General features: G+C 71.9%; 25 protein-coding genes. 11 read left to right on the top strand and 14 right to left on the bottom strand.

The features are described from left to right. Nucleotide 1: 1 nt before the first annotated feature. The 3 genes from H3C53_03775 to H3C53_03765 are packed head-to-tail and all read right to left on the bottom strand — an operon-like array spanning nucleotide 2 to nucleotide 1,172. Nucleotides 2-580: a hypothetical protein gene (locus H3C53_03775; GenBank protein ID MBW7915795.1), complete on the bottom strand. Its 579-nt coding sequence runs from the start codon at nucleotides 578-580 to the stop codon at nucleotides 2-4. 17 nt (nucleotides 581-597) lie between these two features. Further along, entirely contained in the window at nucleotides 598-870 is a 273-nt protein-coding gene (locus tag H3C53_03770) for a hypothetical protein (protein ID MBW7915794.1), read from the bottom strand. A gap of 32 nt (nucleotides 871-902) precedes the next feature. Next, entirely contained in the window at nucleotides 903-1,172 is a 270-nt protein-coding gene (locus H3C53_03765; protein MBW7915793.1) for a hypothetical protein, read from the bottom strand. Nucleotides 1,173-1,309: 137 nt separating this feature from the next. On the opposite strand from H3C53_03765, the gene ispF reads away from it, so the two are divergent. Next, entirely contained in the window at nucleotides 1,310-1,795 is a 486-nt protein-coding gene (gene ispF, locus H3C53_03760) for a 2-C-methyl-D-erythritol 2,4-cyclodiphosphate synthase (protein ID MBW7915792.1), read from the top strand. A 79-nt stretch (nucleotides 1,796-1,874) separates the two neighbouring features. Here the strand turns inward: ispF and H3C53_03755 are convergent, their stop codons facing one another. The 7 genes from H3C53_03755 to H3C53_03725 all read right to left on the bottom strand — a co-directional run bounded on the left by H3C53_03755 (nucleotide 1,875) and on the right by H3C53_03725 (nucleotide 8,203). After that, on the bottom strand, nucleotides 1,875-2,198 hold the full coding sequence (locus H3C53_03755; protein MBW7915791.1) for a Rieske 2Fe-2S domain-containing protein: 324 nt from the start codon (nucleotides 2,196-2,198) through the stop codon (nucleotides 1,875-1,877). After that, complete coding sequence (gene sufD / locus H3C53_03750) at nucleotides 2,195-3,517, bottom strand: Fe-S cluster assembly protein SufD (GenBank protein ID MBW7915790.1); 1,323 nt, start codon at nucleotides 3,515-3,517, stop codon at nucleotides 2,195-2,197. The genes H3C53_03755 and sufD overlap by 4 nt, the downstream gene beginning before the upstream one ends. A 1-nt stretch (nucleotide 3,518) precedes the next feature. Further along, nucleotides 3,519-4,904 (bottom strand): Fe-S cluster assembly protein SufB, encoded by a 1,386-nt coding sequence (gene sufB, locus H3C53_03745; GenBank protein ID MBW7915789.1) that lies wholly within the window; start codon nucleotides 4,902-4,904, stop codon nucleotides 3,519-3,521. A gap of 149 nt (nucleotides 4,905-5,053) precedes the next feature. Beyond that, nucleotides 5,054-5,815 carry a Fe-S cluster assembly ATPase SufC gene (gene sufC / locus H3C53_03740; GenBank protein MBW7915788.1) on the bottom strand — a complete coding sequence of 254 codons (762 nt, stop codon included), beginning with the start codon at nucleotides 5,813-5,815 and terminating at the stop codon, nucleotides 5,054-5,056. Nucleotides 5,816-6,047: 232 nt separating this feature from the next. Next, nucleotides 6,048-7,022, bottom strand: a complete 975-nt coding sequence (locus H3C53_03735) for a serine/threonine protein kinase (GenBank protein ID MBW7915787.1) — start codon at nucleotides 7,020-7,022, stop codon at nucleotides 6,048-6,050. Nucleotides 7,023-7,069: 47 nt separating this feature from the next. Further along, nucleotides 7,070-7,744, bottom strand: coding sequence for a metal-dependent hydrolase (locus tag H3C53_03730; protein MBW7915786.1), 675 nt, complete (start codon nucleotides 7,742-7,744; stop codon nucleotides 7,070-7,072). A gap of 105 nt (nucleotides 7,745-7,849) precedes the next feature. After that, complete coding sequence (locus H3C53_03725; protein ID MBW7915785.1) at nucleotides 7,850-8,203, bottom strand: hypothetical protein; 354 nt, start codon at nucleotides 8,201-8,203, stop codon at nucleotides 7,850-7,852. A 154-nt stretch (nucleotides 8,204-8,357) separates the two neighbouring features. Between H3C53_03725 and uvrA the strand changes: the two genes are divergently transcribed. The 7 genes from uvrA to H3C53_03690 all read left to right on the top strand — a co-directional run bounded on the left by uvrA (nucleotide 8,358) and on the right by H3C53_03690 (nucleotide 16,161). Beyond that, nucleotides 8,358-11,225 carry an excinuclease ABC subunit UvrA gene (gene uvrA / locus H3C53_03720; protein MBW7915784.1) on the top strand — a complete coding sequence of 956 codons (2,868 nt, stop codon included), beginning with the start codon at nucleotides 8,358-8,360 and terminating at the stop codon, nucleotides 11,223-11,225. An 82-nt stretch (nucleotides 11,226-11,307) separates the two neighbouring features. Then, a complete protein-coding gene (locus tag H3C53_03715; GenBank protein ID MBW7915783.1) occupies nucleotides 11,308-11,853 on the top strand; it encodes a hypothetical protein in 546 nt (181 codons plus the stop codon). Nucleotides 11,854-11,863: 10 nt separating this feature from the next. Further along, complete coding sequence (locus tag H3C53_03710) at nucleotides 11,864-12,466, top strand: 1-acyl-sn-glycerol-3-phosphate acyltransferase (GenBank protein MBW7915782.1); 603 nt, start codon at nucleotides 11,864-11,866, stop codon at nucleotides 12,464-12,466. A 139-nt stretch (nucleotides 12,467-12,605) separates the two neighbouring features. Further along, nucleotides 12,606-12,932 carry an HU family DNA-binding protein gene (locus H3C53_03705; protein ID MBW7915781.1) on the top strand — a complete coding sequence of 109 codons (327 nt, stop codon included), beginning with the start codon at nucleotides 12,606-12,608 and terminating at the stop codon, nucleotides 12,930-12,932. Nucleotides 12,933-13,076: 144 nt separating this feature from the next. After that, entirely contained in the window at nucleotides 13,077-13,808 is a 732-nt protein-coding gene (gene sdaAB, locus H3C53_03700) for an L-serine ammonia-lyase, iron-sulfur-dependent, subunit beta (GenBank protein MBW7915780.1), read from the top strand. 14 nt (nucleotides 13,809-13,822) lie between these two features. Continuing rightward, complete coding sequence (locus tag H3C53_03695) at nucleotides 13,823-14,647, top strand: L-serine ammonia-lyase, iron-sulfur-dependent, subunit alpha (GenBank protein MBW7915779.1); 825 nt, start codon at nucleotides 13,823-13,825, stop codon at nucleotides 14,645-14,647. A 146-nt stretch (nucleotides 14,648-14,793) separates the two neighbouring features. Next, nucleotides 14,794-16,161 (top strand): NAD(P)/FAD-dependent oxidoreductase, encoded by a 1,368-nt coding sequence (locus H3C53_03690; GenBank protein ID MBW7915778.1) that lies wholly within the window; start codon nucleotides 14,794-14,796, stop codon nucleotides 16,159-16,161. On the opposite strand, the gene menC is transcribed toward H3C53_03690, so the two are convergent. After that, complete coding sequence (gene menC, locus H3C53_03685) at nucleotides 16,105-17,217, bottom strand: o-succinylbenzoate synthase (protein MBW7915777.1); 1,113 nt, start codon at nucleotides 17,215-17,217, stop codon at nucleotides 16,105-16,107. The two genes, H3C53_03690 and menC, sit on opposite strands and share 57 nt — an antisense overlap. 43 nt (nucleotides 17,218-17,260) lie before the next feature. Further along, nucleotides 17,261-18,238 (bottom strand): hypothetical protein, encoded by a 978-nt coding sequence (locus H3C53_03680; protein MBW7915776.1) that lies wholly within the window; start codon nucleotides 18,236-18,238, stop codon nucleotides 17,261-17,263. 120 nt (nucleotides 18,239-18,358) lie between these two features. Here H3C53_03680 and mnmD point away from each other — a divergent pair, with 120 nt between their 5' ends. Then, complete coding sequence (gene mnmD, locus H3C53_03675; protein ID MBW7915775.1) at nucleotides 18,359-19,078, top strand: tRNA (5-methylaminomethyl-2-thiouridine)(34)-methyltransferase MnmD; 720 nt, start codon at nucleotides 18,359-18,361, stop codon at nucleotides 19,076-19,078. Beyond that, nucleotides 19,075-20,094: an FAD-binding oxidoreductase gene (locus tag H3C53_03670; GenBank protein MBW7915774.1), complete on the top strand. Its 1,020-nt coding sequence runs from the start codon at nucleotides 19,075-19,077 to the stop codon at nucleotides 20,092-20,094. The genes mnmD and H3C53_03670 overlap by 4 nt, the downstream gene beginning before the upstream one ends. A gap of 6 nt (nucleotides 20,095-20,100) precedes the next feature. Here H3C53_03670 and H3C53_03665 read toward each other — a convergent pair whose 3' ends face one another. Both H3C53_03665 and H3C53_03660 read right to left on the bottom strand, forming a co-directional pair. Next, on the bottom strand, nucleotides 20,101-20,490 hold the full coding sequence (locus tag H3C53_03665) for an NADH-quinone oxidoreductase subunit 15 (protein ID MBW7915773.1): 390 nt from the start codon (nucleotides 20,488-20,490) through the stop codon (nucleotides 20,101-20,103). Continuing rightward, nucleotides 20,487-21,182, bottom strand: coding sequence for an HAD family hydrolase (locus tag H3C53_03660; GenBank protein MBW7915772.1), 696 nt, complete (start codon nucleotides 21,180-21,182; stop codon nucleotides 20,487-20,489). Before H3C53_03660 ends, H3C53_03665 begins: the two co-directional genes overlap by 4 nt. Here H3C53_03660 and H3C53_03655 point away from each other — a divergent pair. Then, nucleotides 21,181-23,520: a UvrD-helicase domain-containing protein gene (locus tag H3C53_03655; protein MBW7915771.1), complete on the top strand. Its 2,340-nt coding sequence runs from the start codon at nucleotides 21,181-21,183 to the stop codon at nucleotides 23,518-23,520. The genes H3C53_03660 and H3C53_03655 overlap by 2 nt on opposite strands. Nucleotides 23,521-23,527 lie beyond the last annotated feature (7 nt).

Below are 23,527 nucleotides of genomic sequence, written 5' to 3'. Positions count from 1 at the left end.
CTCAGGCCAGCGGGTCCCAACCGGGCGGCTCGGCGAGGGCCGCCGCGCCCGCCTGCCGCTTGTAGTAGGCCCACGGGAACCAGCCGCGACCGATGCTCTGCCAGCCGGCCGCTTCGAGGCTCGCGGAGCGCCGCCCGAAGCTAGGCACGCGGACGTGATCCCACTGCTGCTCGGACTTCTCGACGATGTGGAAGGTCGGACCGTAGGCCACCGAGTGCCAGCCGTAGCGCCCGACCCGCCCGAGCACGGCCATCTCGTTGAAGGCCGTCAGGGGCGTGAGGAGACGCTGACGCGCCGGGTCGCCCTGCTCCGGCACCACCGGCACCCGGGCGTTCGGGAGCGCCGCGCCGAAACGCTGCTGAGCGGCCTGGCGACTGACGCCTAGTTCCGCGCCGATGGCCTCCCAGCTCAGCCCCGCGGCGCGAGCCGAGCCCACGGCGCGCTGCAGCACCTCGTCGGCGAAGGCGCCGGCTCGGACACCGAGGCGGATGAGGTCGAGGTACGCCGTCTGATCGACGCCGACGCGTTGTTCGAGGGTGGGGTCCGCCTCCGCCAGGGCGCGGGCTAGGAGGTCCTCCAAGTCGGGGCCCCGGGTCGTCACCGCTTGGCGACCCCGTCCCGCCGAGGCTCGGAGGTTCCTGCGCCGCTCCCTTGCGTGCCGCCGGCGTGCGCGCCCGGGCCGTGGCTAGCGAGCACGACCCTGAGGCCGCCGCCGGCCAGGGCGGCCATACCGACGGCGAAGGCGACGAGCACGATCCGAAGAGCGCCGCTCGTGACGCCGGCACCGGCGGCGCAGATCGCGCAGAGGCTTCCGGAGACGACTACCAGGAGGGGGTTGCCGGTCACGGGGTGGTTCGCTACGTCTTTCATGCGTCAAGGTTATATTGACACCATCGATTTTGTCAAGACTGTCTTGACGGGCGGTCGACGTCCGTCATGGCGTCGACCACCGGCAGCGCCTGGGCAGCCGCTAGGCCTTCCACCGCGCCGATGTCCCGGTGCCGCACGACGAGCACGTCGGCCCACTGCGCCAGGTAGCTCGCCACTCCGACGCGCGCCCCGGGTTCTTCGAGCGTCTCGCACGGGAACGTCACCGGGTGCGACCCCATCCTGGCGGCGCCGGCCTCGAACGCCACCCGCGGGCGAAGGCTCGTGGGCGCGAAGAACAGCATCGCTCAGCCGTCGACGCGAGGACCGGCACCCGCGCGGTACGCGCCGGCCGACCTCGCCTTCAGGGGGACGCGCCGGCCGGCTGCGGCGCGGTACCACCCCTAAGCGGACGCGCGCTGGACCGCTGGTAGGATGCGCCATGCCTATGGCACTCCGCATCGGCCACGGTCAGGACGCCCACCGGCTGGTGCCGGGCAAGCGGCTCGTGATCGGCGGCGTGACCGTGCCCTCGGAGCGCGGCGCCGACGCCCACTCCGACGGCGACGTGCTCCTGCACGCGCTGGCGGACGCGCTCCTGTCCACGCGCGCCCTCGGCGACATAGGCAAGCTCTTCCCGCCGTCGGACCCCGCGTTCGCGGGCCTCGACAGCCGCGCCATCGTCCGTGGCGTCCTCGCCGAACTGGAGCGCCACGCCGGCTCTAGCGCCATCACGAACGTGGCGGCCGTGGTCACGCTCGACGCGCCGAAGCTGGGACCCCTGCGCGAGCGGATCGCCGCGTCGGTGGCCGACCTGCTCGGCCTGCCGGCCGGTAGCGTCGGCGTCACGTTCAAGACGAGCGAGGGGCTCGCGCCGGACCACGTCCAGGCGAGCGTGGTCGTGCTGGGCGCGGCCGCGGGTCGCTGAGGGCCGGAAGGCGGGCGCGGCGCGGAAGCGTGCTCCCGCGCCGTGCGCTGCGGTTCCCGGTCGCGTGACGGACCCTAGCTCAGAGCTCCTGCAACGTCACCGTCACGCGCCCGCCCGACTCGGCCGCGGTGAAGAGCTGGATCTTCTCGACCGCCGGGAGCGTGGCCCGGCCCGAGTGCAGGTCGAAGGTAGCCCCGTGGTGGACGCACTTGATCTTGCCGTCGAGCAACTCGCCGTCGTTCAGCGGGTAGCGCTGGTGGGTGCAGCGGTCGGGCAGCACGAACAGCTCGCCGCCTTGCCGGATGACCACGACGTCCGTGTCACCCACCGTCCGGGCCGTGATCGAACCCTCCGGGAACTCCTCGGAGGCCCCGACGTCGACGGCCTCCGTGGCGACGGTCACAGCTTCTCCTTCACCCCGGGCACGCCGAGCTTGGCCTGCACCACGCGCTCCACGTACTCGGCGACCTTCGGGAGCGTCACGCGGCTCATCACCTCGTAGAGGAAGCCGGTGACGAGCACGTGCTCGGCCACCTCCGGCCTGAGGCCGCGGCTCATGAGGTAGAAGCGCTGGTCCTCCGGCACGGGGCCGGTGGTGGAGCCGTGGGAGCACTTCACGTCGTTGGCCGCGATCTCGAGCTGCGGGATGGAGACGACCTCCGCCTCCTCGTCGAGGAGCAGGTTGCGGTTCGTCTGGTAGGCGTCGGTCTTCTGCGCGTGCGGGTCGACCACGATGAGGCCCGAGTAGACGGCCTGGCTGGCGTCGCGCACCGCGCCCTTGAAGAGCACGTCCGAGAAGCCGCGCTCCGTGGCGTGGTGCTGGAGCGTGAACTGGTTGAAGTGCTGCCCCTCGTCGGCGAAGTAGAGCCCCAGCATCTCGCTCTCGGAGCCGGGCCCCTCGAGGCGGCTCTCCACCTCGGCGCGCGCGGCGTCGGCGCCGAGGCTCACCGTGACCGACTCGAGGCGCGCGTCCTTGCCGAGGTGAGCGCGCAGCTTGTTCATGTGCGCCACGTTGCGGCTCCAGTTCTGGAGGCTGACGTAGCGGAGCTTGGCGCCCTCCTGCAGCACGATCTCGGTGGCGGCGTCGAAGAAGAGGCGCTCTTCGAACGGCTCGCTCGTGTACTCGTCGATGAAGGTGAGGCGGGAGTTGACGTCGAGCACGATGAGGGTGCGGCCGAGCCCGATGCCGCCCGCGTCGGCCGTGGTGAAGGCACCGAGCGGCAGCTCGACCTCCACGTCCTTGGGCACGTAGACGAAGGTGCCGTTCTCCCACAGGGCCGAGTTGAGGGCCGTGTACTTCGTCTGGGTGGCGTTCACCACGCTGTAGAGGTGGCGCCGCAGGAGCTCCTCGTGCTCGCGGACGGCGGTGCGGAGGTCGGTGAAGACCACGCCCGCCTCCTTGATGTTCGCCTGGCGCAGCACGACCCGGTTACCCTTGTGAACCATCACGCCCTCGGCGTCCGAGTCGGCGATGCGCATGCGGATCCGTTCCGGCACGGACTCGTCCTTCGGCGCCTTGGCGAGCGCCAGGCCGTCGAGCCGGAAGCGCTTCAGCTGCGTGTAGCGCCACTCCTCCGTCTTCTCGGTCGGGAAGGGCGCCGCGGCGTAGGACCTCAGGGCGGCGCGGCGCTCGTCGGCGAGCCAGGCGGGCTCCGCGTACGCCTCGACGATGGCCTCGACGGCGGCCGCGTCGACGGCGGGGTTGTCTAGCAGCGTCGCCACGTCAGCCGACGCTCCCTTCCATCTCGAGCTCGATGAGCCGGTTCAGCTCCACCGCGTACTCGAGGGGCAGCTCCTTCGCCACGGGGTCCAGGAAGCCGCGCACGATGAGCGCCATGGCCTCGTCCTCCTTGAGGCCGCGGGTCATCAGGTAGAAGATCTGCTCGTCGTCGAGCTTGCTGACCGTGGCCTCGTGGCCCACGTGCGCCGTCTTCTCGCTTATCTCGATGTACGGGAACGTGTCGGTGCGGGCGTTCTCGTCGAGGAGGAGCGCGTCGCACTCCACGTTCGAGCGCGCGTTGGTGGCGCCCTCGTGGATCTGCACCAGGCCGCGGTAGCTGGAGCGCCCCGTGCCCTTGGAGATCGACTTGCTCACCACGCTGCTCGTGGTGTTGGGCGCCACGTGGATCACCTTGGCGCCGGCGTCCTGGTGCTGGCCGTCGGTGGCGAACGCGATGGAGAGGATCTCGCCGTGCGCGCCCTCCCCCACCAGATAGGTGCTGGGGTACTTCATGGTCGTCTTGGAGCCGAGGTTGCCGTCGAGCCAGCCCATGCTGGCGCCGGCGTGCACCATGGCGCGCTGAGTGACGAGGTTGTAGACGTTGTGCGACCAGTTCTGGATGGTCGAGTAGCGCACGTGACTGTTCTCCTGGCACACGATCTCGATGACGCCGGAGTGGAACGAGTTGCTCGTGTAGGCGGGCGCCGTGCAGCCCTCGATGTAGTGGAACTTGGAGCCCGGCGCGCCGATGATGAGGGTGCGCTCGAACTGGCCGACGTTCTCGGCGTTCAACAGGAAGTAGGCCTGCAGCGGCACCTCCACGTGCACGCCCTCGGGCACGTAGACGAAGGAGCCGCCCGACCAGACGGCCGAGTTCACGGCGGCGAAGTAGTTGTCCTCGGGCGGGATGACCGAGGCGAAGTACTCCTTGAAGATCTCCGGGTGCTCCTTCAGGCCCGTGTCGGTGTCGAGGAACAGCACCCCGAGCTTCTCCCACTCGGCCTTGAGCTTGTGGTAGACCATCTCCGACTCGTACTGGGCGCCCACGCCCGCCAGGGCGCGCTGCTCGGCCTCGGGCACCCCCAGGCGCTGGTACGTCTTGCGGACGTCCTCGGGGATGTCGTCCCACGACCCGGCCGTGCCCTGCTTCTCGTTGGGGCGGACGTAGAAGAAGATATCGTCGAAGTTCAGGCCGGAGAGGTCGGGGCCCCACTTGGGCCGGCCCTTCTTCTCTGCGATCTCGAGCGCCTTCAGGCGGAACTTGAGCATCCACTCGGGCTCGCCCTTGAAGTAGCTGATCTGCTCCACCACGCGCTTGGTCAGCCCGCGGTCGGACTTGAAGAAGTAGTTCTCCTCGAGCTTGAACTCGTACTGCTTGGTGTGCTGCATCCCCTCGAGCTTGGCCGCGTCGGGGTGCACGTCTTGCTGTGGTTGGTTGCTAAGGTCGGACACTCGCCGTCCCTCCGCCCTTCTTCTTCCCTGCGCCCGGTCGTTGCGTGCGGGCTGCACTGCCGCTGTCGTGGCCTACCACGCCGCGCTCAGGCCCCCACGGCCTCGCGGACCCACTCGTAGCCCTTCTGGTCGAGCTCCATGGCGAGCTCCTTGGGGCCCGACTTGACCACGCGGCCGTGGACCATGACGTGCACCCGGTCGGGGACGATGTAGTTGAGGAGGCGCTGGTAGTGCGTGATGACGAGGGCCCCGAACTCCGGGCCCCGCGCCGCGTTGACGCCCTGCGAGACCACCTTGAGCGCGTCGACGTCGAGGCCGGAGTCGGTCTCGTCGAGGATGGCGTAGCGCGGCTCCAACACGAGGAGCTGCAGGATCTCGGAGCGCTTCTTCTCCCCGCCGGAGAACCCCTCGTGAAGGTTGCGCTCGATGATCGAGTCGTCCCAGTTGAGTTCCTTCACGGCGCGCTGCAGCTTCTTGTAGAACTCCATGACGCCGATCTCGTCGCCCTCCTCGCGACGCGCGTTGAGCGCCAGCCGCAGGAAGTTGGCGATGGAGACGCCCGGGACCTCGACGGGGTACTGGAACGCGAGGTAGAGCCCCTCGCGGGCGCGCTCGTCTGGCTCCATCTCTAGGATCGACTGGCCCTCGAGCAGGATGTCGCCCGCGGTGATCTCGTACTGGGGGTCGCCGGCGATCACCTTGGCGAGCGTGGACTTGCCGGAGCCGTTGGGGCCCATCAGGGCGTGCACCTCGCCGCGGGGCACGACCAGGTCGACCCCCTTCAGGATCTCGTCGCCGCCGACGATCCGGGCGTGTAGGCCCCTGATCTCGAGTTGCTTGTCGCTCATGTCTGCACCTCTCGTGGAAGTCACCCGGCGCTGCGGTCGCGGCCCACCGGCCTCCGCCAGAGCCTCGACCTCAAGTAGGACTCGTTCCGATTCTAACTCGAATCAGGCGCGGGTCGTCGCCATAGTTGACCGCCGCGCTCGGAGATCAGGTTACCAGGCCGGACGGCGGCGCTAGGTCGTCACGGACCCCGAAGCGAGGGCCGACCGCGGACCGCCCGCCCGCCGCTCCGCCTCAGTCGCGCCTGCGCCTCAACCAACCGAACAGGCCGCCGCCGCGCCGCCCCGCCGCCCGCGCGGTCCCCCGCTCGCCCTCACCCTTGCCGGCCTCGCTCCCGGCGGTGGCGCCGGGACGCGTCCCCGGCCGCGTGCCGGGCCTGCCGCCCCGTCCCGCCGGCTGCTGCGCCGCCCCATCGGCCTCGGCCTCGCCGCCCGCCGCCTCCGCCAGGCCGGCGGCGCGGGCCAACGCCACCGCGAACTCCCGCGCCGACCCGAAGCGCTTGGCCGGGTCGCGCATCATGGCGTGCGACACGACGCGCACCACCTCGATGCCGAGGCCGGGGCGCAGGGTGCGCAGGTCCTTGGGCACCCCCGTGCGGTGCGCGACCATCAGGGCGTCGTACGAGGCGCCGACGAACGGCCGCTCGCCAGCGATCACCTCGTAGGCGAGCACCCCCAGCGAGTAGATGTCGGACCGCACCCCGGCGGGGTTGCCCTCGAAGACCTCGGGCGCCATGTAGAAGGCGGTGCCCACGCGGTCCGTTCCCTCGTCGCCCATGAAGACGCCCGTGCCGAAGTCGCCGAGCTTCGCGTGACCGTCGGCGGTCAGGAAGACGTTGGCTGGCTTGACGTCGCGGTGCAGCACCTGCCGCTCGTGGCTATGGCTCAGCCCGGCGGCCACGTCGAGCACGAAGCGGTAACAGCGCTCGAGCGGCATCCGCCCCTTCTCGAGCAGGTGCTGGTCGAGCGTGCCCCCCTCGCAGTACTCGAGCGCCAGGAAGGCGCCGCGGCCGGTCGGGAATCCCTCGAAGGCGGTCACGACGTTGCCGGAGGCCAGGCGGCTCGTGATGGCCACCTCGTTCTCGAACATCTTGCGCAGGACGGGGCGCTGCTCCAGCTCGGGCCGCGGCAGCTTCAGCGCCACGTCGCCGAAGACGGCGTGGCGGGCGAGGAAGACGTAGGCCGTCTGCCCGGATCCGAGCCGGCTCACCAGCTCGTAACCCTGCGGGACGAAACGTGGTGGGGAACTACCGTCCTTCAGAGCGTCATTACCTCACCGGGGGCCAACACCACGCACGACGAGCCCGTCGACTCCTCGACGGCGGCCTTGAACGCCGCCGCGTCCTGCGCGATGACTGGGAACGTGTCGTAGTGGATGGGCACCACCACCGTCGGCTTGAGGAGCCTGACGGCCTCGAGGGCGTCGGCGGGCCCCATCGTGAAGTTGTCGCCTATGGGCAGGAACGCCACGTCGAGCCCGCCGCGGGCCACCAACGCCATGTCGGAGAAGAGGGCCGTGTCGCCCGCGTGGTAGACCCGCTTGCCGGCGACGTCGAGGACGACGCCGGTGGGCATGCCGCCGTACGTGCCGTCCGGGAACGAGCTGGAGTGCCAGGCCGGGGTGGCGGTTACGCGCACGAAGCCGAAATCGAAGCTGCCACCGATGTTCATCGCGTGCTCGGCGAGCCCGAGTCCGGCGGCGTAGGCGGCCACCTCTGCGGTGCCGACCACCGTCGCGCCGGAGCGCTCGGCGAGGACCGGCGTGTCGCCCCAATGGTCGCCGTGGGCGTGCGTGATGACGATCATGTCGGGCGCCAGTTCCGCCAGGTCGGCGCCGGCTCGCGGGTTGCCCGTGATGAACGGGTCGACCAGGACCTCCCTGCCGTCGAGCGCCAGCGCCAGACCCGAGTGCCCAAGGTAACGCAACTTCACGCCGTCAACCTCCTTCGGGGCGCGGACCCACGGCCGCTCGGCCGAGCCGGGCACGCCGGCGCCGGCCGCCCCTTCCGCTGCCTTGCGGTCAGGCCACCGCCGCTATCAGCGCGCGCCCACGTGTACCTGGACCAACGCCAGGTAGTAGAGGATCACCAGCACGACCGGCAGGCCGGCCATGCCGGCCGCCTCCTTGAAGCGCTTGAGGAAGAAGAGTCCTAGCGCGAGGACCACGGAGCCCGCGGCCACCACCGGGAAGGCCCAGAAGAGCGTGTTCCAGATGCCGGTGAGGTGCAGTTGCACGACCGTGCCGCCGTTGTGCGTGGCCTTCAGGACCGCACCCATGGCCCAGAAGATGCCGATCATGAACGTGCCCAGGAACCCGACGACCATGCCGAGGGCGCTCAGCAGGCGTTCGTTGTCGACGTCCCCGGCCCTCCCGATGCTCACACTTGCCACGAGACCCTCCTTGGTATGCAGCCTAGCTTAGCAGCCCGGGCAGCGCTCCGCCGGGGGTCGGCCGCCAGCTACAAGGGTCTCGCGGCCCTTTGGTACACTGTCACGTTTGGCGCCGGCCGAGTGGGCCGCGCCGCCGGCGTGTATAGGAGGTACCTTGCAGGACCTGGTCATCCGCGGGGCACGCGCTCACAACCTCAAGAACGTCGACCTGGAACTACCCCGCAACAAGTTCATCGTGTTCACCGGAGTGTCCGGTTCGGGCAAGTCGACCCTGGCGTTCGACACCATCTACGCGGAGGGCCAACGGCGGTACGTCGAGAGCCTGTCTGCCTACGCGCGGCAGTTCCTCGGGATCATGGACAAGCCCGACGTCGACTCCATCGAGGGTCTGAGCCCCGCCATCAGCATCGACCAGAAGACCACCAGCCACAACCCGCGCTCCACGGTCGGCACGGTCACCGAGATCCACGACTACCTGCGCCTCCTGTTCGCGCGCGTCGGGGTGCCCCACTGCCCCGTCTGCGGGCGCGTGATCCAGCGCCAGTCGGCCAGCGAGATAGTCGACCGCCTGCTCGAGCGCTTCGCCGGCAAGCGCGCCATGCTCCTGGCTCCCGTGGTGCGCGGTCGCAAGGGCGAGTACCGCAAGCTCTTCACCGACCTCAAGAAGGAGGGGTTCGCGCGGGTGCGCCTCGACGGCACCGTGCAGACCATCGAACAGGCGCTCGACGCCGACCTCGAGCGTCACGAGAAGCACGACATCGACGTCGTGATAGACCGCGTGGTGCTGGACGCGCACGACCGCTCGCGCATCGCCGAGTCCACCGAACTCGCCCTCGCCAAGGGCGACGGGCTGCTGCGGGCGTTCCTGCCCGACGACGGCGTCGACGAGCTGTTCAGCGAGAAGTTCGCCTGCCCGGAGCACGGCACCTTCCTGGAGGAGCTCGAGCCCCGCACCTTCTCGTTCAACGCCCCCTACGGCGCCTGCGCCCACTGCAGCGGCCTCGGTTACCTCCAACAGTTCGATCCCGAGCTGATCGTCCCCGACCCGGCGTTGTCGGTCGGGCAGGGCGCCATCGCCCCCTGGACGGGCAACCGCGGCGACGGCGGCAAGGTCTTCTACTGGGACAGGCTGCGCGCGCTGGCCGACTACACCGGCTTCGACATCGGCGCGCCGTGGCGGGAGCTCCCCGAACGGGCCCGCCAGACGATCCTGTACGGCAGCGACGAGCCCATCGAGGTGGTGTACGAGCGCGGCGGTCGCGAGACCATGCGCTTCAGGGCCGAGTTCGAGGGCGTGATCCCCAACCTGCAGCGGCGCCTGAAGGAGGCCGTGAGCGAGACCGTGCGCGAGCGGCTCGAGGAGTACATGTCGCTCGTGCCGTGCCAGGAGTGCGGCGGCACGCGCTACAAGCCGGAGGTGCTGGCGGTCACGGTGGGCGCCAGGAACATCGCCGAGGTCAGCCGCATGACGGTGCGTGAGAGCCGCGAGCTGTTCGCCGGCTACCCGCTGGACGGCGCGCACGAGCACATCGCCCGGCCCATCCTGCGCGAGATAAACGCCCGCCTCGGCTTCCTCGAGGACGTCGGCCTCGACTACCTCAGCCTCGACCGCAGCGCGAACACCCTGTCGGGCGGCGAGGCGCAGCGCATCCGGCTCGCCACCCAGGTTGGTAGCGGGCTCACCGGCGTGCTGTACGTGCTCGACGAGCCCTCCATCGGCCTCCACCCGCGCGACAACGCGCGCCTCCTCCACACGCTGCTCAGCCTCCGCGACCTCGGCAACACCCTGATCGTGGTGGAGCACGACGAGGAGACCATGCGCGCGGCCGATTACATCGTCGACCTGGGGCCCGGCGCGGGCGTGCACGGTGGCCGCGTCGTCGCGGCGGCGCCACCCGACGTGCTCGCCAAGGACGAGGCGTCGTTGACCGCCAAGTACCTCCGCGGTGAGCTCAAGATCGACGTGCCGGCCCGCCGCCGCGAGGGGAACGGCAAGCTGCTCACCATCCAGGGGGCGCGGGAACACAACCTCAAGGGCATCGACGTCGACATCCCGTTGGGCACCCTCACCTGCGTCACGGGGGCGTCCGGTTCGGGCAAGTCGACCCTGGTGCACGGGATACTGCACGCGGCGCTCGCCAGGCAGCTCTACCGCGCCAAGGCCCAGCCGGGCGCGCACACCCGCATCAAGGGCGCCGAGAACGTCGACAAGGTCATCGAGATCGACCAGTCGCCCATCGGCCGCACGCCGCGCTCGAACCCGGCCACCTACACGGGCATCTTCACCGACATCCGCGACCTGTTCACCCGCGCGCCTGAGGCGCGCAAGCGCGGCTACAAGCCGGGGCGCTTCTCCTTCAACGTCAAGGGGGGCCGTTGCGAGGCGTGCAAGGGCGACGGCACGGTCAAGGTCGAGATGTACTTCCTGCCCGACGTCTACGTGCCGTGCGAGGTCTGCAAGGGGGCGCGCTACAACCGGGAGACGCTCGAGGTGAAGATCCGCGGTCGCTCCATCGCCGACGTGCTGAACATGACGACCGACGAGGGCCTCGAGTTCTTCGAGAACATCCCTACCATCGCCCGCAAGCTCCAGTTGATGCAGGACGTCGGGCTCGGCTACCTGCGCATCGGCCAACCCTCGCCCACGCTGTCGGGCGGCGAGGCGCAGCGCGTGAAGCTCGCCAGCGAGCTGGGGCGGCGCGGCACGGGCCAGACCCTCTACATCCTCGACGAACCCACGACGGGCCTCCACTTCGACGACACCCGCAAGCTCCTCGACGTCCTCCACCGCCTCGTGGACCAGGGGAACACGCTGGTGGTCATCGAGCACAACCTCGACGTCATCAAGACGGCCGACTGGATCATCGACCTCGGGCCGGACGGCGGCGACAGGGGCGGCACCATCGTCGCGACCGGCACGCCCGAGGAGGTGGCCAACGTCAGCGCCAGCTCGACCGGCCAGTTCCTGCGCCACGTCCCGGAGTTGCGCGCGCGCCTGCGCGAGGTGGCCGACGTCGCCTGACGCTCGGGCCGGGAAACAGTACGATGCGACTCGCTGATCGGCTCGGTCCCCCGCCCTGCCGCCGCGACGAACGGAGCGCACGATGATCCGCACCCCCCCCATGCCGCAGCGCCTCTTCGCCGGGGTCTTCTTCTTCCTGGCCGCCGTGGTGTGCGCCGCCGCGCCCATGCCGATGCTGTTCCGCAGCCTGGGCATCGCCCTCTCCGCCTACCTGGCGTTCGCGGCGGCGGGGATGCCGGCCGCCTACCTGGCCGCGCTGCTGGCGCCGCCGGTGGGCCTGATCGGCGGCGACCCCGACTGGCTCGTCATGCTGCCCGTGGTGGTGAGCGGCAACCTGCTCGCCATGTTGGGGCTCGAGTTCGGTTGGCGCTACGCGGCCGTGTTGGCGTCGCCAACGCTGCTCGTCGCCCCGGCGTTCGCGGCGTGGCAGCTCGCCAAGCGGCCGCTCTTCGAGGTCGAGCTCCCGTGGGGGACGGGCGAGGCGACCTGGGTGGCGCTGCACTTCCTCGTGGCCGCGCTCGGGGTCCTACTGGCGCTGTACGTCGACCGGCGCCGCGCGGCGCGCGCCGAGGGCGGCGCGGCGGCCGCCGGCCGCGCCGGGGCTGCCGCCGCCGCCAGGTCGCGGTGACGGGGGCGCGGTGAAGCGCGGCGCCGGGCCGTCCTTCCTGGAGTGGCTCCTCTCGCCCACCTGGTTCATGCCGTTCGCGACCTTCGTCGTGAGGGCGTACGCGACCCTCTTCCACGGGCTCCGCGTCAGCGGCCTCGAGCACGTGCCGCAGGGCGTGGGCCTCGTGGTCGCCTGCAACCACGAGAGCAGCTGGGACCCTCCCATCGTGGGCGTGTCCATCAACAGGAAGCTCGAGTTCATGGCGAAGAAGGAGCTGTTCGCCAAGCCGCTCTCGCGCGCCGTCATGCGCGGCCTGCGGGCCTTCCCCGTCGACCGCGAGGGCCAGGACATCGGCGCCATCAAGGAGGCGCTGCGGCGCCTGCAGGCGGGGCGGGCCATCGGGATCTTCGTGCAGGGCACCCGCAACGCGGGCGACGCCGCCGCGCTCGACGGCGCCGCCTTCCTGGCGCAGCGGGCGGGCACGCCGCTGCTGCCGGCAGCGATATGGCGTGAGGGACGGAACTTCCGGGTCGCCTTCGGCCCCGCCCTGGCGGCCGCCGGCACGTCGCGCGCCGACGCCACGGCCCTGACGACGCGGGTCATGCAGGAGATCAACGCGCTCATCCCGGGCTGAGGTCATCGCCCGCCGCCCACGCGGGACGGCCGCCGGTCGACCCCGCAGTAACCCCGTGGCAGAGCGCTTTTTCTCTTGTCACCCCTCGGTTCGTCTGCTACAGTGCGGCAAATCTGCAAGCAGTTCGGAGGAGGTCAGCATGGCGAAAGCCAAGGCAGCGCCGAAGTCCAGGTCCGCCAAGTCGAAGACGGTGTCCAAGGCCGACCTGATCAAGACGGTGGCCGAGGGGGCCGGGGGCTCCAAGACGGACGTGAAGGCCGTCCTCGACCAGATGCTCCACCGCATCAGCGGCCACCTCGACAAGGGGAAGAAGGTCCAGCTGACCGGTTTCGGCACGTTCGAGGTCAGGAGCCGCAAGGCGCGGACGGGCGTGCGGCCCGGCACCACGGAGAAGATCAAGATCCCCGCCAGCAAGTACCCCGCGTTCAAGCCCGGCAAGGGCCTGAAGGACAGCGTCAAGAAGTAGCACCGGACCGCGCCCGAGATGGGCGAGGAAGCTGGGGAAGCGGGCGGAGCGCCTAACGGGGCGCTCCGCCCGCGCGTGGGTCGGTGCCCCGGCACCGTCCGCCTCCGCCCCAACCGACCTCGCCGCGCGGGTAGACTCGCCGGGATGTCGCTGCTAGATCAGATCGGCCCGGTGATGGTCGGCCCCTCCAGTTCGCACACGGCCGGCGCGTGCCGCCTTGCGCTCCTGGCGCGCCACGTCCTCGGGGTCGAGCCGCGCCGCGCGCGCTTCGTCCTGCACGGCTCCTTCGCCAAGACGGCGCGGGGGCACGGCACGGACCTGGCCCTGGTGGCGGGGCTGCTCGGTTACTACCCCGACGACGAGCGCATCCGCGACTCGTTCGCGCACGCGGCCGCGGCGGGGCTCGAGTACGAGTTCACGAGCGCCGACCTCGGCGACATCCACCCGAACAGCGTGCGGATGGAGCTGGCCGGCGCGCCCGGCGAGGAGGAGGTGACCGTGTTGGGGTCGAGCCTCGGCGCGGGCTTCGTGAAGGTGTGGCAGGTGAACGGCTTCGACGTGCAGGTCACCGGGGCCTACCACACGCTGCTGGCGCTCCACACCGACCGCCCCGGCGTGATCGCGCGCGTGGCCAGCGTCGTCGCCGACGACGACGGCAACATCGCAACCGCCTTCTCGGCGCGTCAACGCCGCGGCGGTCACGCCATGATGTCGGTCGAGATCGACCGGCCGCTGGCGCCATACGCGGTCACCTACCTCACCGAGCTCCCGTACATCCACTGGTTCCGCACCCTGCCGGCGGTCATGGCAGTCGACGCGGTCGTCGACGCGGCGGCGTCCACCACGGACGCTCCCGGGGAAGGGGGCCCGGCGTGACGCTGGCCGACATCATGCAGTACCCCGGCAAGGCGTCGGAGTTCGTGCTGGCCGACGACGTGGGCGACGACGCGGCGGCGCGCAGCCGACTGCTCACCACCATGCTCTCCCGCGTGGGCGAGATGCGCGACTCCATCCGACGGGGCCTGGCGTCGAAGGCGCCGAGCCGCACCGGGATGGTCGGTTGGAACGCCAAGACGTTGCATGACGCCCCCGACGCCCTGGCCGCGCCGCTCCTCAAGCGCGTGCAGGAGTACGCCATGGCCGTCAACGAGGAGAACGCCCGCATGGGACGCATCGTGGCGGCGCCGACCGCGGGCAGCGCCGGCACGGTGCCTGGCGCGCTCCTCGGCGTTGCCGACCACCTGGGCCTGCCCGACGAGGACGTCGTCATGCCGCTGGTGTTGGCGGCCGGCATCGGTCAGGTGATCAGCAAGAGCATGTTCATCGCGGGCTCCACGGGCGGCTGCCAGGCGGAGATCGGTTCGAGCGCGGCGATGGCCGCGGCCGCCATCACGGAGCTCATGGGCGGGAGCGCCAGGGCGAGCGTGCACGCGGCGGCCCAGGCCCTGATGAACACGATCGGCCTCGTGTGCGACCCGGTGGGTGGGTACGTGGAGGTGCCGTGCGTGTCGCGCAACGCGTTCTACGCCGTCCACGCCGTGGCGGCGGCGCAGTTGGCGCTCGCCGGCGTGGAGTCGTTCATCCCGCCCGACGAGGTCGTGTACGCCATGGCCGCCGTGGGGCGCCTGCTTCCGCCGGAGCTGAGGGAGACGGGCGAGGGCGGCCTCGCCGACACCCCGACGGGGCGCCGCGTCGCCCTGAAGATGGCCCGCTGATGTAGGTCACGCCGCACACGGTCACGGCACGCGCCGCTTGTACAATGTTTCACGAGGGGCAAACGTCCCGTCGCCGCCCGTCGGCCCGACCGTGGCCGCGGCGCGACGGAGGACGGTCGAGACGGCCCCCGCGAAAGGAGGTCGTCATGTCCTCCCGCCCCAGAGTGGTGATAGTGGGCGCCGGCTTCGGCGGCCTGCATGCGGCCAAGCGCCTGGCCAACGTCCCGGTCGACGTGGTCATGATCGACCGCAACAACTTCCACACGTTCCAACCCCTCCTCTACCAGGTGGCCACCGCCGCGCTCGATAGCGGCGACATCGCCTACCAGGTGAGAGGCATCTTCCATCACCAGGCCAACTTCCGCTTCCGCCAAGGCGAGGTCGTGGGCTTCGACACCGCCGCTCGCGAGGTCTTGCTGCAGGGCGGCGCGCGCGTCGCCTACGACTACCTCGTGCTGGCGGCCGGCGCCGTGTATCACGACTTCGGCACGCCGGGCGTGCGCGAGAACGCCTTCGTGTTGAAGAGCCTCGAGCGCGCCGGCGTCCTCCGCTCGCACATCCTCAAGCGCTTCGAGGCGGCCGCCGCCGACGGCTCCCTCGTCGAACGCGGCGCCCTCACGGTGGTCATCGTGGGGGCCGGCCCCACCGGCGTCGAGATGGCGGGGGCCCTCGTCGAGCTGTTCGACCGCGTCCTCGGACGCGACTACCCGGAGCTCGACATGCGCCTGGCGCGCGTCGTCGTGGTGGAGGCGGGCGACGCGGTCCTGCCACCCTTCCGGGAGCGGTCCCAGCGCTACGCCGAACGCGTGCTGCGCCGTCGCGGCGTCGACGTGCGCCTCGGCTCGACCGTCTCGCAGGTGAGGGCCGACGCGGTGGTGCTGCGCTCCGGCGAGGTCATCCCCACCCAGACCGTCGTGTGGGCCGCCGGCGTCCGCGCCCACCCCGTGGCCGAGGCACTTGCCGACGACCTGGGGACGGGCCTGGAGCGCGGCTGGCGCCTGAAGGTCGAGCCCGACCTGAGCCTCACCGGCCACCCCGAGGTCTTCGCCGTCGGCGACGTCGCCGGCGCCGCGGACGCGAGTGGGCGCCTGTTGCCGCAGGTGGCGCAGGTGGCCATCCAGAGCGGCAAGCACGTTGCCCGCACCATCCTGCGGCGGCTCCAGCACCGCCCCGCGACGCCGTTCCGCTACCACGACCTCGGCAGCATGGCCATCATCGGCCGCAACGCCGGCGTGGCCGAGCTGTCACCCGCCCTGCTCGGCTTGCAGCTCCGCGGCTTCCTGGGTTGGCTCGGCTGGCTCTTCCTGCACCTCGTCTACCTGCCGGGCTTCCGCAACCGCTTCTCCGCCCTCTTCAGCTGGGCGTACGAGTACCTGACGTTCGACCGCCACGCGCGGCTCATCCTGACCCCGCGACCCGACACGTGGGGCGGGCCGGCCGCCGAACGGCGGGCGCCGTCAACCGCCGGCGACGTGCCTGCGGACGGTGAGCCGGTCGACGAGGTCGTGGCGTAACGTGACGCCCACGCCCGGGCCGGAGCTCGGCACCCGCTGCCAGCCGGCCTCGGCGTCGAGCCGCTCCTCGACGATGTCGTCGTCGCCCCAGTAGCGGGAGGCGCTCGCCGTGTCACCCGGCAGGGTGAAGCCCTCGAGGCTGCTCATGTGCAGGTTGTGGGCGCGGCCGACTCCGAGTTCGAGCATGCCGCCGCACCACACGGGCGCCCCGAACGCCAACGCCACGTCGTGCACGCGCCTGGCCTCCAGATGCCCCCGCACGCGCCCGAGCTTCACGTTGATCACCCGGCCCGCGTCGAGGGCGAGGCCCTTGCGGGCGTCGGCCGCCGAGTGCACCGACTCGTCGAGGCAGATCGGGGTGCGGATGAGCGACTGCAGCTTGGCGTGGTCGACGAGGTCGTCGTGTGCCAGCGGCTGCTCGATGTAGTCGAGCGCCAACTCGTCGAGGGCGTGGAACACGGCCGCGTCCGTCAGCCGGTAGGCGCTGTTGGCGTCGACGGTGAGCGGCATGTCGGGCAGCGCGTCGCGCACGGCCCTGAGCGGCTCCACGTCCCAACCGGGCTTGATCTTGAACTTGAGGCGCCGGTACCCCTCGTCGGCGTGACGCCGCGCCGCCTCCACCGTGGCCTCCACGCTCGCCTGGATCCCCAGCGAGGCGCCGACCGCGACGCCCTCGCGCACGCCGCCGAGGAGCTGCCAGAGCGGCAACCCGGCCGCCTTGGCCTGCAGGTCCCAGAACGCGGTCTCCAGCGCGGCCACCGCCATGTCGTGGCCCCTGATGCCCTTCACGGCCGCCAGGAGCTGCGCCGGCGTGGCGAGGTCCTTGCCGACGACCATGGGCAGCACGTACTCGGTCAGCGCCGTCCACGCCACCGCCGCCGTCTCGTAGCTGTAACCGGGCACGCGGTTCGCGGTGACCTCGCCGTAGCCCTCCAGCCCGCCGGAGCGCAACACCAGCAGCACCTTGTGCAGGTCGCGCTCGACGCCGAAGCTGGTCTCGAAACGGAACTTGAGGTCGACGGCGAGCTCCCGCAGTTCGACACGCTCGATCTTCATGGTGGTGCCTCCGGCGGCCCAGCATAAGGCACCGGCGCCCAGCTCAGAACTCGTCGGGGAAGCGTAGCTCCGGCCTGGGCTCGCTCGGCTGTTCCGCGGGAGGCGGGTGCGCCTGGACCGGGACGACCGTGGCGCCGTCCTGCCCCACGGCCGCGCGGCGCCGCGTGTCGTCCACCGCCACCACCCCACTCACGGCCGCGTCGGCCACCTCCGCCGCGGCGCGGCTACGCTCCGCCCGCGCCACGCGGTACTCCTCGACCTGCCGCCGCAGGCTCTCCGTGCGTTCCCGCGCCAACCGCGCCAGTTCGCGCCGCCGCTCCCTGCGCTTCGCGGCCTCGAACGCGTGCCGCTCGCCGGCGCGCCGCTCCGCCGACGCCAGCCGCGCCACGCCCTCGCTGCGGCCGTCCAGCGCCCGGATGCGGTAGCGGCTCGACCACGGCTCCCACTCGAGCGGCGCCGTCAGCCTGAAGGTGCGGCCCCTCACGCGACCGCTGAAGAGGTACAGCTCGACGGTCACGGCCTCGCCCGCCACGTCGAAGAGGTCCGCCGCCACGTCGACGGCGCCGTGCGGCGGCACGACGGCGCCCGCCTCGGCCACCACCGGCAACCGACCGCCGCGGGTGCGCACCGCGAGCTCGATCAGCTGGACCGGGTACGGGTTCAGGTTCGAGAGAGCCAACTGCAGGTAGTGAGGCTCCCGGCCGGTGACGACCCCGGCGCCGCTCGCGAACGACGTGGCGTGCTCGCCGCCCGGCCGGTCGTCGTGCTCGCCCACCCTTATCTCGCCGTGCGAGATCAGCATCTCCGGCAGCCGGCGGCGGGCGCGCAGGCGGGCGCGCCACGCCGCCGCCAGCGCAACGAGCAACGCGGCGACGACCAGGCCCACCCACGCCGGGCTCCCCCACGTGCGCGGGTCGAGGGACCCGCCGCCCATGGCGGCCAGCTGGTCGCGGAGCCAGGCGACCACCGCCCGGTAGGTCTCGGCGACCGCGCTCCCGGCGAGTTCGAAGAAGCGCACCATCCACCTTCATTCTGCCCGGACGCACCGGACGCCGGAGTCTAGCCGCCGACATGGTGAGAACCTTGCCACCCGGGCCTCATGCCGGCACCACCGGCCGCGCCGCGGCGGTAGCATCGCGCCGTGAACGGAACCACACCGGGGTGGATCGTCACCGGCGACGGCTCGCGCACCCTCGTGGGCGAGGGGGGCGAGGGTTACAAGTCGCGCCACGGGGCCGTGACTGAGGCGCGCGCGGTGTACCTGGGCGGCAGCGGGGCGGGGGTCCGCCTCGCCGCGGGCGCGCCGACGCGCGTCCTCGAGGTCGGGTTCGGCGCCGGCCTCAACTTCCTCGTCACCGCCGCGGCCGCCGCCGCAGGCGGCGCTCGCCTCGACTACCTGGCCCTCGAACTGGCGCCGCCGCCCACCTCCGCGCTGGCGGCACTGGGTTACGCGGACCTGTTGGCGCCCTCGCCGCTGCCCCCGGCGCTGCTGGCGTGGCGCGAGCGGCTGGGCGAGGCGGTGCCCGCGGGCCGCTACGTGTTCGCGCACGGAGGCGTGCACTTGGAGTTGGTCGTGGGCGACGCAACGACGGGCGCGTGGGACGGCCGCGAGGACCGACGCGTCCACGCCGTCTACCACGACGCCTTCAGCCCGGCCACGGCGCCGGAGCTCTGGACCCCCGGCTTCCTCGGCCGCCTCGCCGCGCGGCTGGAACCTGGCGGGGCGCTGGTCAGCTTCTGCGTTGCTGGCGCGGTGCGGCGGGCGCTGGCGGGGCACGGGCTGCTCGTCGAGCGCGTGCCGGGCCCCGCCGGCGGCAAGCGCGCCGTCCTCGTGGCGCGCCGCCCGGCGGACGGCGCGTGACCGGCCATCTGCCCCGCCGCGACGTCGACGTGCTCGTGGTGGGCGGCGGCGTGGCGGGCGCCACCCTCCTGCACGCTCTGGCGCGCCGCGGCGCCGACTGCCTGCTGGTGGACGAGGGCGTGGGGGCGGCGGCCGGCGCCTCGAGCGTGCCCGCCGCCCTCCTCAACCCGAACCGCGGCCGCAGCGCCAAGGCCTCCCCCGCCGACCGCGCCGGCCTCACCGACTTCTGGGCGCTCACGGACGCCCTGGCGGCGGAGGGGTGGGCCACCGGCGCGCGTAGGTCCGGCGTGCTGCGCGTGGCGGACAACCCGCGTCAGGCGCGCGGCTGGCAACGCCTCGCCGACGAGCCGGCGAGCGGCGCCACCTGGCTGCCCGCCGCCGAGGTGCCGGGCGACTACCACGCCCCCTTCGGCGCGCTGCTCGTGCGCGCCGGCGGTTGGGTGAGTCCCCCGCTCCTGCTCGCCGCCTTGGCTGCGTCGGCCGCGGCGCTGGGCGCACCGACGGCGCGAGGGGTGGGCGTCACCGGCTTGCTGGAGGAACCGACGGCAGTCGCGGTGGAGACCACGGCCGGACCCATACGAGCGCGGCGCGTCGCGCTCTGCCTCGGGGCGGCCCGGCCGCCGTGGTTGCGCCTGCCGCGCCTGGAGACCGTCTGGGGCGAGGCGGTCGTCCTGACCACCACGGCGACGCCGCCATACCCGCTGGCCGGCAGCGTCGTGGCCGCCTTCGGGCCCGGGGTCGCCCTCGTGAGCGGAGGTCACTCGGCGACGCCGCCGACGGCCGACGACGCGGAGGGCGCCCACCCGCTTACGCGCGCCCTGGCATGGCAGGTTCCCGCCGTGGCGCAGGCCACCGAGGTCGAGCGCTGGCGCGGGGCGCGCGCCAAGCGAGCCTCGGGCGAGCCCGTGGCGCGGCGCCTCACGGCCCGCACGTACCTGCTCGGCGCCCTCGGCGGCAGGGGGTTCCTGCGAGCCGCGACCCTGGCGACGCGGGTGGCGGAGCGCCTGAACCCCTGAGACTCGTCAGGCCAGTGCGACCGCGAACAGTTCGTCGGCCAGGCGGAACAACAGTTCCTTCGTGAAGCGGCGCGGCCCCTCGACGAAGCCAGCGCCGTCCGCCGCCGGCGTCAGCTTGCGGTAGACGTGCGACTGGAACGGGTGCAGCACGATCTCCTTGACCTTGGAGTGCCGCGGGCTGGCGCTGACGAGGAGGACCGGCTCGTCGGGCGGCCGCGAGAGGCTCGCGGACATGATGGTGGTGGGTAGGTCGTAGGGGCGCGACATGCGGGAGATGTAGTCGACGAAGTCCGCCTGCTTCACGAACTCGACGCCCTCTCGCTGGGCCGCGTACTCGCGCATCCAGTCGAGCAGCTCCGCCCAGGACCGGTAGAACGCCTTGTCGTTCTCGCTCATGGCGCCATTCTACTCGGCTCCGCCAGTAGCCTACCCACCTCGGCGAGGTCGCGGGCGCGCCACAGCGCCGGCGCGCTCGGCGCCGCGCCCCCGCCCGCCTCGGCCAGCGGGCCGACCAGCACCGCTCCCATTCCGAAGTCGAGCGCCCCCGCGACGTCGGCGTCGAGGTCGTCGCCGACCATTACGGCCTCCTCTGGCGTCACCTCCAGCGCCGTGCAGGCGAGGGAGAAGATGCGCGGCGCGGGCTTGCGTGCCGCCACGTCGCGGTCGCCCGACACCAGCACCGCCCGGAAGTGCCCCTCGAACCCGAGCGCGGCGAGCGCGGCGCGCTGCATGTCGTCGGGGCCGTTCGTCAGGAGCGCCAGCTTCACGCCGGCCGCGTCGAGGCGGTCCAGGAGCTCGGCGGCCCCCGGCAACGGTCGGTAGTCGGCCGCGTACATGGCCAGCGCGGCGCGCGTGAGCGCCGCCAGGTCCGCGGGTGGACGTTGCTGAAGCCGCTCCAACACGCGCCTCAAGACGAGCTCGAACGTGAGAGGGCCGTCGCGCCGCATCTCCTCCGACACGAGCCGCGCGAAGGCGTTCATGTCGCACTGGTGGAGGGCGAGCTCGTTGCGCACCAGGGCAAGGAACGCGGAGAAGTCGGACGCGTACCGCCCCAGCGTGTCGTCCAGGTCGAAGCAGACCGCTCTCATGCCACGCTCAGGGTACACCCGCGGCGCCGTTCCCGCGCCGGGGACGCGACGTCACGCGCCCCGGGGGGCGCCAAGCGGACCCGGGTTATGCTCGGAGGCCGTGTTGGCGAACGACCTACTGGCACCCCTGAACGACGAGCAGCGCCGCGCGGTGGAGCACTTCCAGGGTCCGGCGCTCGTGCTCGCGGGCGCCGGCTCCGGCAAGACGCGCACCGTCGTGCACCGCATCGCGTACCTCCTTCAGGAGCACGGGGTGCTGCCGCAACAGGTCCTCGCCGTGACGTTCACGAACAAGGCGGCCGGCGAGCTGCGCGAGCGCGTCGAGGAGCTGATCGGGGCGCCCGGCCGCGACCTGTGGGTGAGCACCTTCCATAGCGCCTGCCTGCGCGTGCTGCGCGCCGACGGCGAGGCCGTCGGGCTGAAGCGGGGCTTCGCCATCTACGACGACGGCGACCAGCTCGACCTGCTCAAGGACATCCTCGGTTCGGTGCAGGGCCTGGCGGAGACGAACCCGCGCGCGCTGCGGGCGGTGATCGACCGCGCCAAGTCGAACCTGTGGGGCCCCGAGGTCTTCGCGGCCGAGGCGCAGCGCGCCTGGGGGCCTGTCGTCTCCGGCGTCCGCCTCGAGCTGATCGACGAGGTGTTCGCGCGCTACCAGGCGCGCCTCCGCGCCGCCAACGCGGTCGACTTCAACGACATCCTGGGCCGCACGGTGGAGCTGTTCGAGACCCACCCCGAGGTGCTCGAGAAGTTCCAGCAGCGCGCGGTCTTCATCCACGTCGACGAGTACCAGGACACCAACGCCGCCCAGTACCGCCTGACGAGCCTCCTCGCCAGCACCTACGACAACCTCATGGTGGTAGGCGACCCGGACCAGAGCATCTACGCGTTCCGCGGCGCCGACGTGCGCAACATCCTCGACTTCCAGAGCGACCACCCCGGCGCGGAGGTCTACCGGCTCGAGCTCAACTACCGTTCCGTCGGCAGCGTGCTCAAGGTCGCCAACGCCATCATCGGCCACAACCAGGGGCGCATCGAGAAGAGCCTCAAGCCGGTGAAGGGCGACGGGGAGCAGGTTCGGCTCTACCGCGCGGCCGACCACCGCGCCGAGGCGGAGTTCGTTGCGCGCACGGTCGAGCGCCTGCGCGCCGAGCGCGACCTGCCGTTCGAGGCGTTCGCCGTCCTCTACCGCACCAACTCGCAGTCGCGGGCCCTGGAGGAGGCGTTGCGGCGCGCCGCCATCCCGGCGCGCATCGTGGGGGGCGTGGGCTTCTACGAGCGCCGCGAGGTCAAGGACGTCCTCGCGTACGCGCGCGCCGCGCTCAACCCCGACGACGACGTGGCGTGGCGCCGGGTGATCAACCGGCCGAAGCGTGGCATCGGCGCCACGAGCGAGGAGCGCCTTGTCGCGTGGGCGGCCCGTCGGGGCGAGCCGTTCTCCGCCGCCTGCCGCGCCGCCGAGGAGGTGCTGGCCGGCACGCCCGGCGCCAAGCGCGTGACCGAGTTCGTGGAGCTGATGGGCGACCTCGCGGCGGCCGCGGACGAGCTGCCGGCCGCCAACTTCCTCAAGTTCGTCTACGACGCCTCCGGCTACGAGGCCGCGCTGAAGGCCGAGGCCACGCACGAGGCGGAGGGGCGACTCGAGAACCTGGCGGAGCTCCTGTCGGCCATCACGGAGTGGCAGGACGAGCAGGGCGGCTCCATCGCCGACTTCCTCGACGAGGCGGCGCTTCTGGGCAGCAACGACGACCGCGCCGTCGAAGCGGTCAACGGCGAGAGGGTCGACGACGCCGTCACGCTGATGACGCTTCACAACGCCAAGGGGCTCGAGTTCCCCGTCGTGTTCCTCGTCGGCATGGAGGAGGGGCTGCTGCCGCACCGCAGCTCCACCGCCTCGCTACTCGACATCGAGGAGGAGCGGAGGCTCCTCTACGTAGGCGTCACGCGGGCCCAGGAGGAGCTCTACCTGGTCCACTGCGAGGCGCGCATGACGTTCGGCCGCACCGAACCCGCGCGACCCAGCCGGTTCCTGGACGACATCCCGCGCGCGCTCCTCGCCGAGACGGACGTCTTCGGCCAGCGGTTCGCGGACCCCGCGGCGGCGGGCAAGTTCTCGCGCGACGTGTGGCGGCCGCCCGTGGCCCCCGCCCCGGCCGGGGCGTCGGCGGCGGGCGGCCTGACGCTCCGCGGCGGCGAGCGCGTGAGACACCCGAAGTTCGGGTTCGGCAAGGTCGTGGGCGTGACGGGCGAGGGGGCGCGCGCCGAGGTGACGGTGGTCTTCGACGGCGCGGGCGCCAAGCGCCTGCTCGTCAAGTTCGCGGGGTTGACGCCTGCCTAGTCCGCGC

The sequence above is a fragment of the Trueperaceae bacterium genome, from assembly GCA_019454765.1.
GTDB lineage: Bacteria > Deinococcota > Deinococci > Deinococcales > Trueperaceae > JAAYYF01.
The sequence above is the reverse complement of the archived record's forward strand: the minus strand, read 5'-3'. Positions and strand labels throughout refer to the sequence as shown.

Bases quoted from the DNA above. Each gene is read 5' to 3' on its own strand.
- H3C53_03695 (MBW7915779.1), top strand. From the start codon at position 13,823: ATGCAGTACCCCGGCAAGGCGTCGGAGTTCGTGCTGGCCGACGACGTG.
- H3C53_03655 (MBW7915771.1), top strand. From the start codon at position 21,181: ATGCCACGCTCAGGGTACACCCGCGGCGCCGTTCCCGCGCCGGGGACG.
- H3C53_03665 (MBW7915773.1), bottom strand. From the start codon at position 20,490: ATGAGCGAGAACGACAAGGCGTTCTACCGGTCCTGGGCGGAGCTGCTC.
- H3C53_03660 (MBW7915772.1), bottom strand. From the start codon at position 21,182: ATGAGAGCGGTCTGCTTCGACCTGGACGACACGCTGGGGCGGTACGCG.
- H3C53_03770 (MBW7915794.1), bottom strand. From the start codon at position 870: ATGAAAGACGTAGCGAACCACCCCGTGACCGGCAACCCCCTCCTGGTA.
- H3C53_03765 (MBW7915793.1), bottom strand. From the start codon at position 1,172: ATGCTGTTCTTCGCGCCCACGAGCCTTCGCCCGCGGGTGGCGTTCGAG.
- H3C53_03705 (MBW7915781.1), top strand. From the start codon at position 12,606: ATGGCGAAAGCCAAGGCAGCGCCGAAGTCCAGGTCCGCCAAGTCGAAG.
- sufC (MBW7915788.1), bottom strand. From the start codon at position 5,815: ATGAGCGACAAGCAACTCGAGATCAGGGGCCTACACGCCCGGATCGTC.
- H3C53_03690 (MBW7915778.1), top strand. From the start codon at position 14,794: ATGTCCTCCCGCCCCAGAGTGGTGATAGTGGGCGCCGGCTTCGGCGGC.
- sdaAB (MBW7915780.1), top strand. From the start codon at position 13,077: ATGTCGCTGCTAGATCAGATCGGCCCGGTGATGGTCGGCCCCTCCAGT.
- menC (MBW7915777.1), bottom strand. From the start codon at position 17,217: ATGAAGATCGAGCGTGTCGAACTGCGGGAGCTCGCCGTCGACCTCAAG.
- sufB (MBW7915789.1), bottom strand. From the start codon at position 4,904: ATGCAGCACACCAAGCAGTACGAGTTCAAGCTCGAGGAGAACTACTTC.
- ispF (MBW7915792.1), top strand. From the start codon at position 1,310: ATGCCTATGGCACTCCGCATCGGCCACGGTCAGGACGCCCACCGGCTG.
- H3C53_03715 (MBW7915783.1), top strand. From the start codon at position 11,308: ATGATCCGCACCCCCCCCATGCCGCAGCGCCTCTTCGCCGGGGTCTTC.
- H3C53_03680 (MBW7915776.1), bottom strand. From the start codon at position 18,238: ATGGTGCGCTTCTTCGAACTCGCCGGGAGCGCGGTCGCCGAGACCTAC.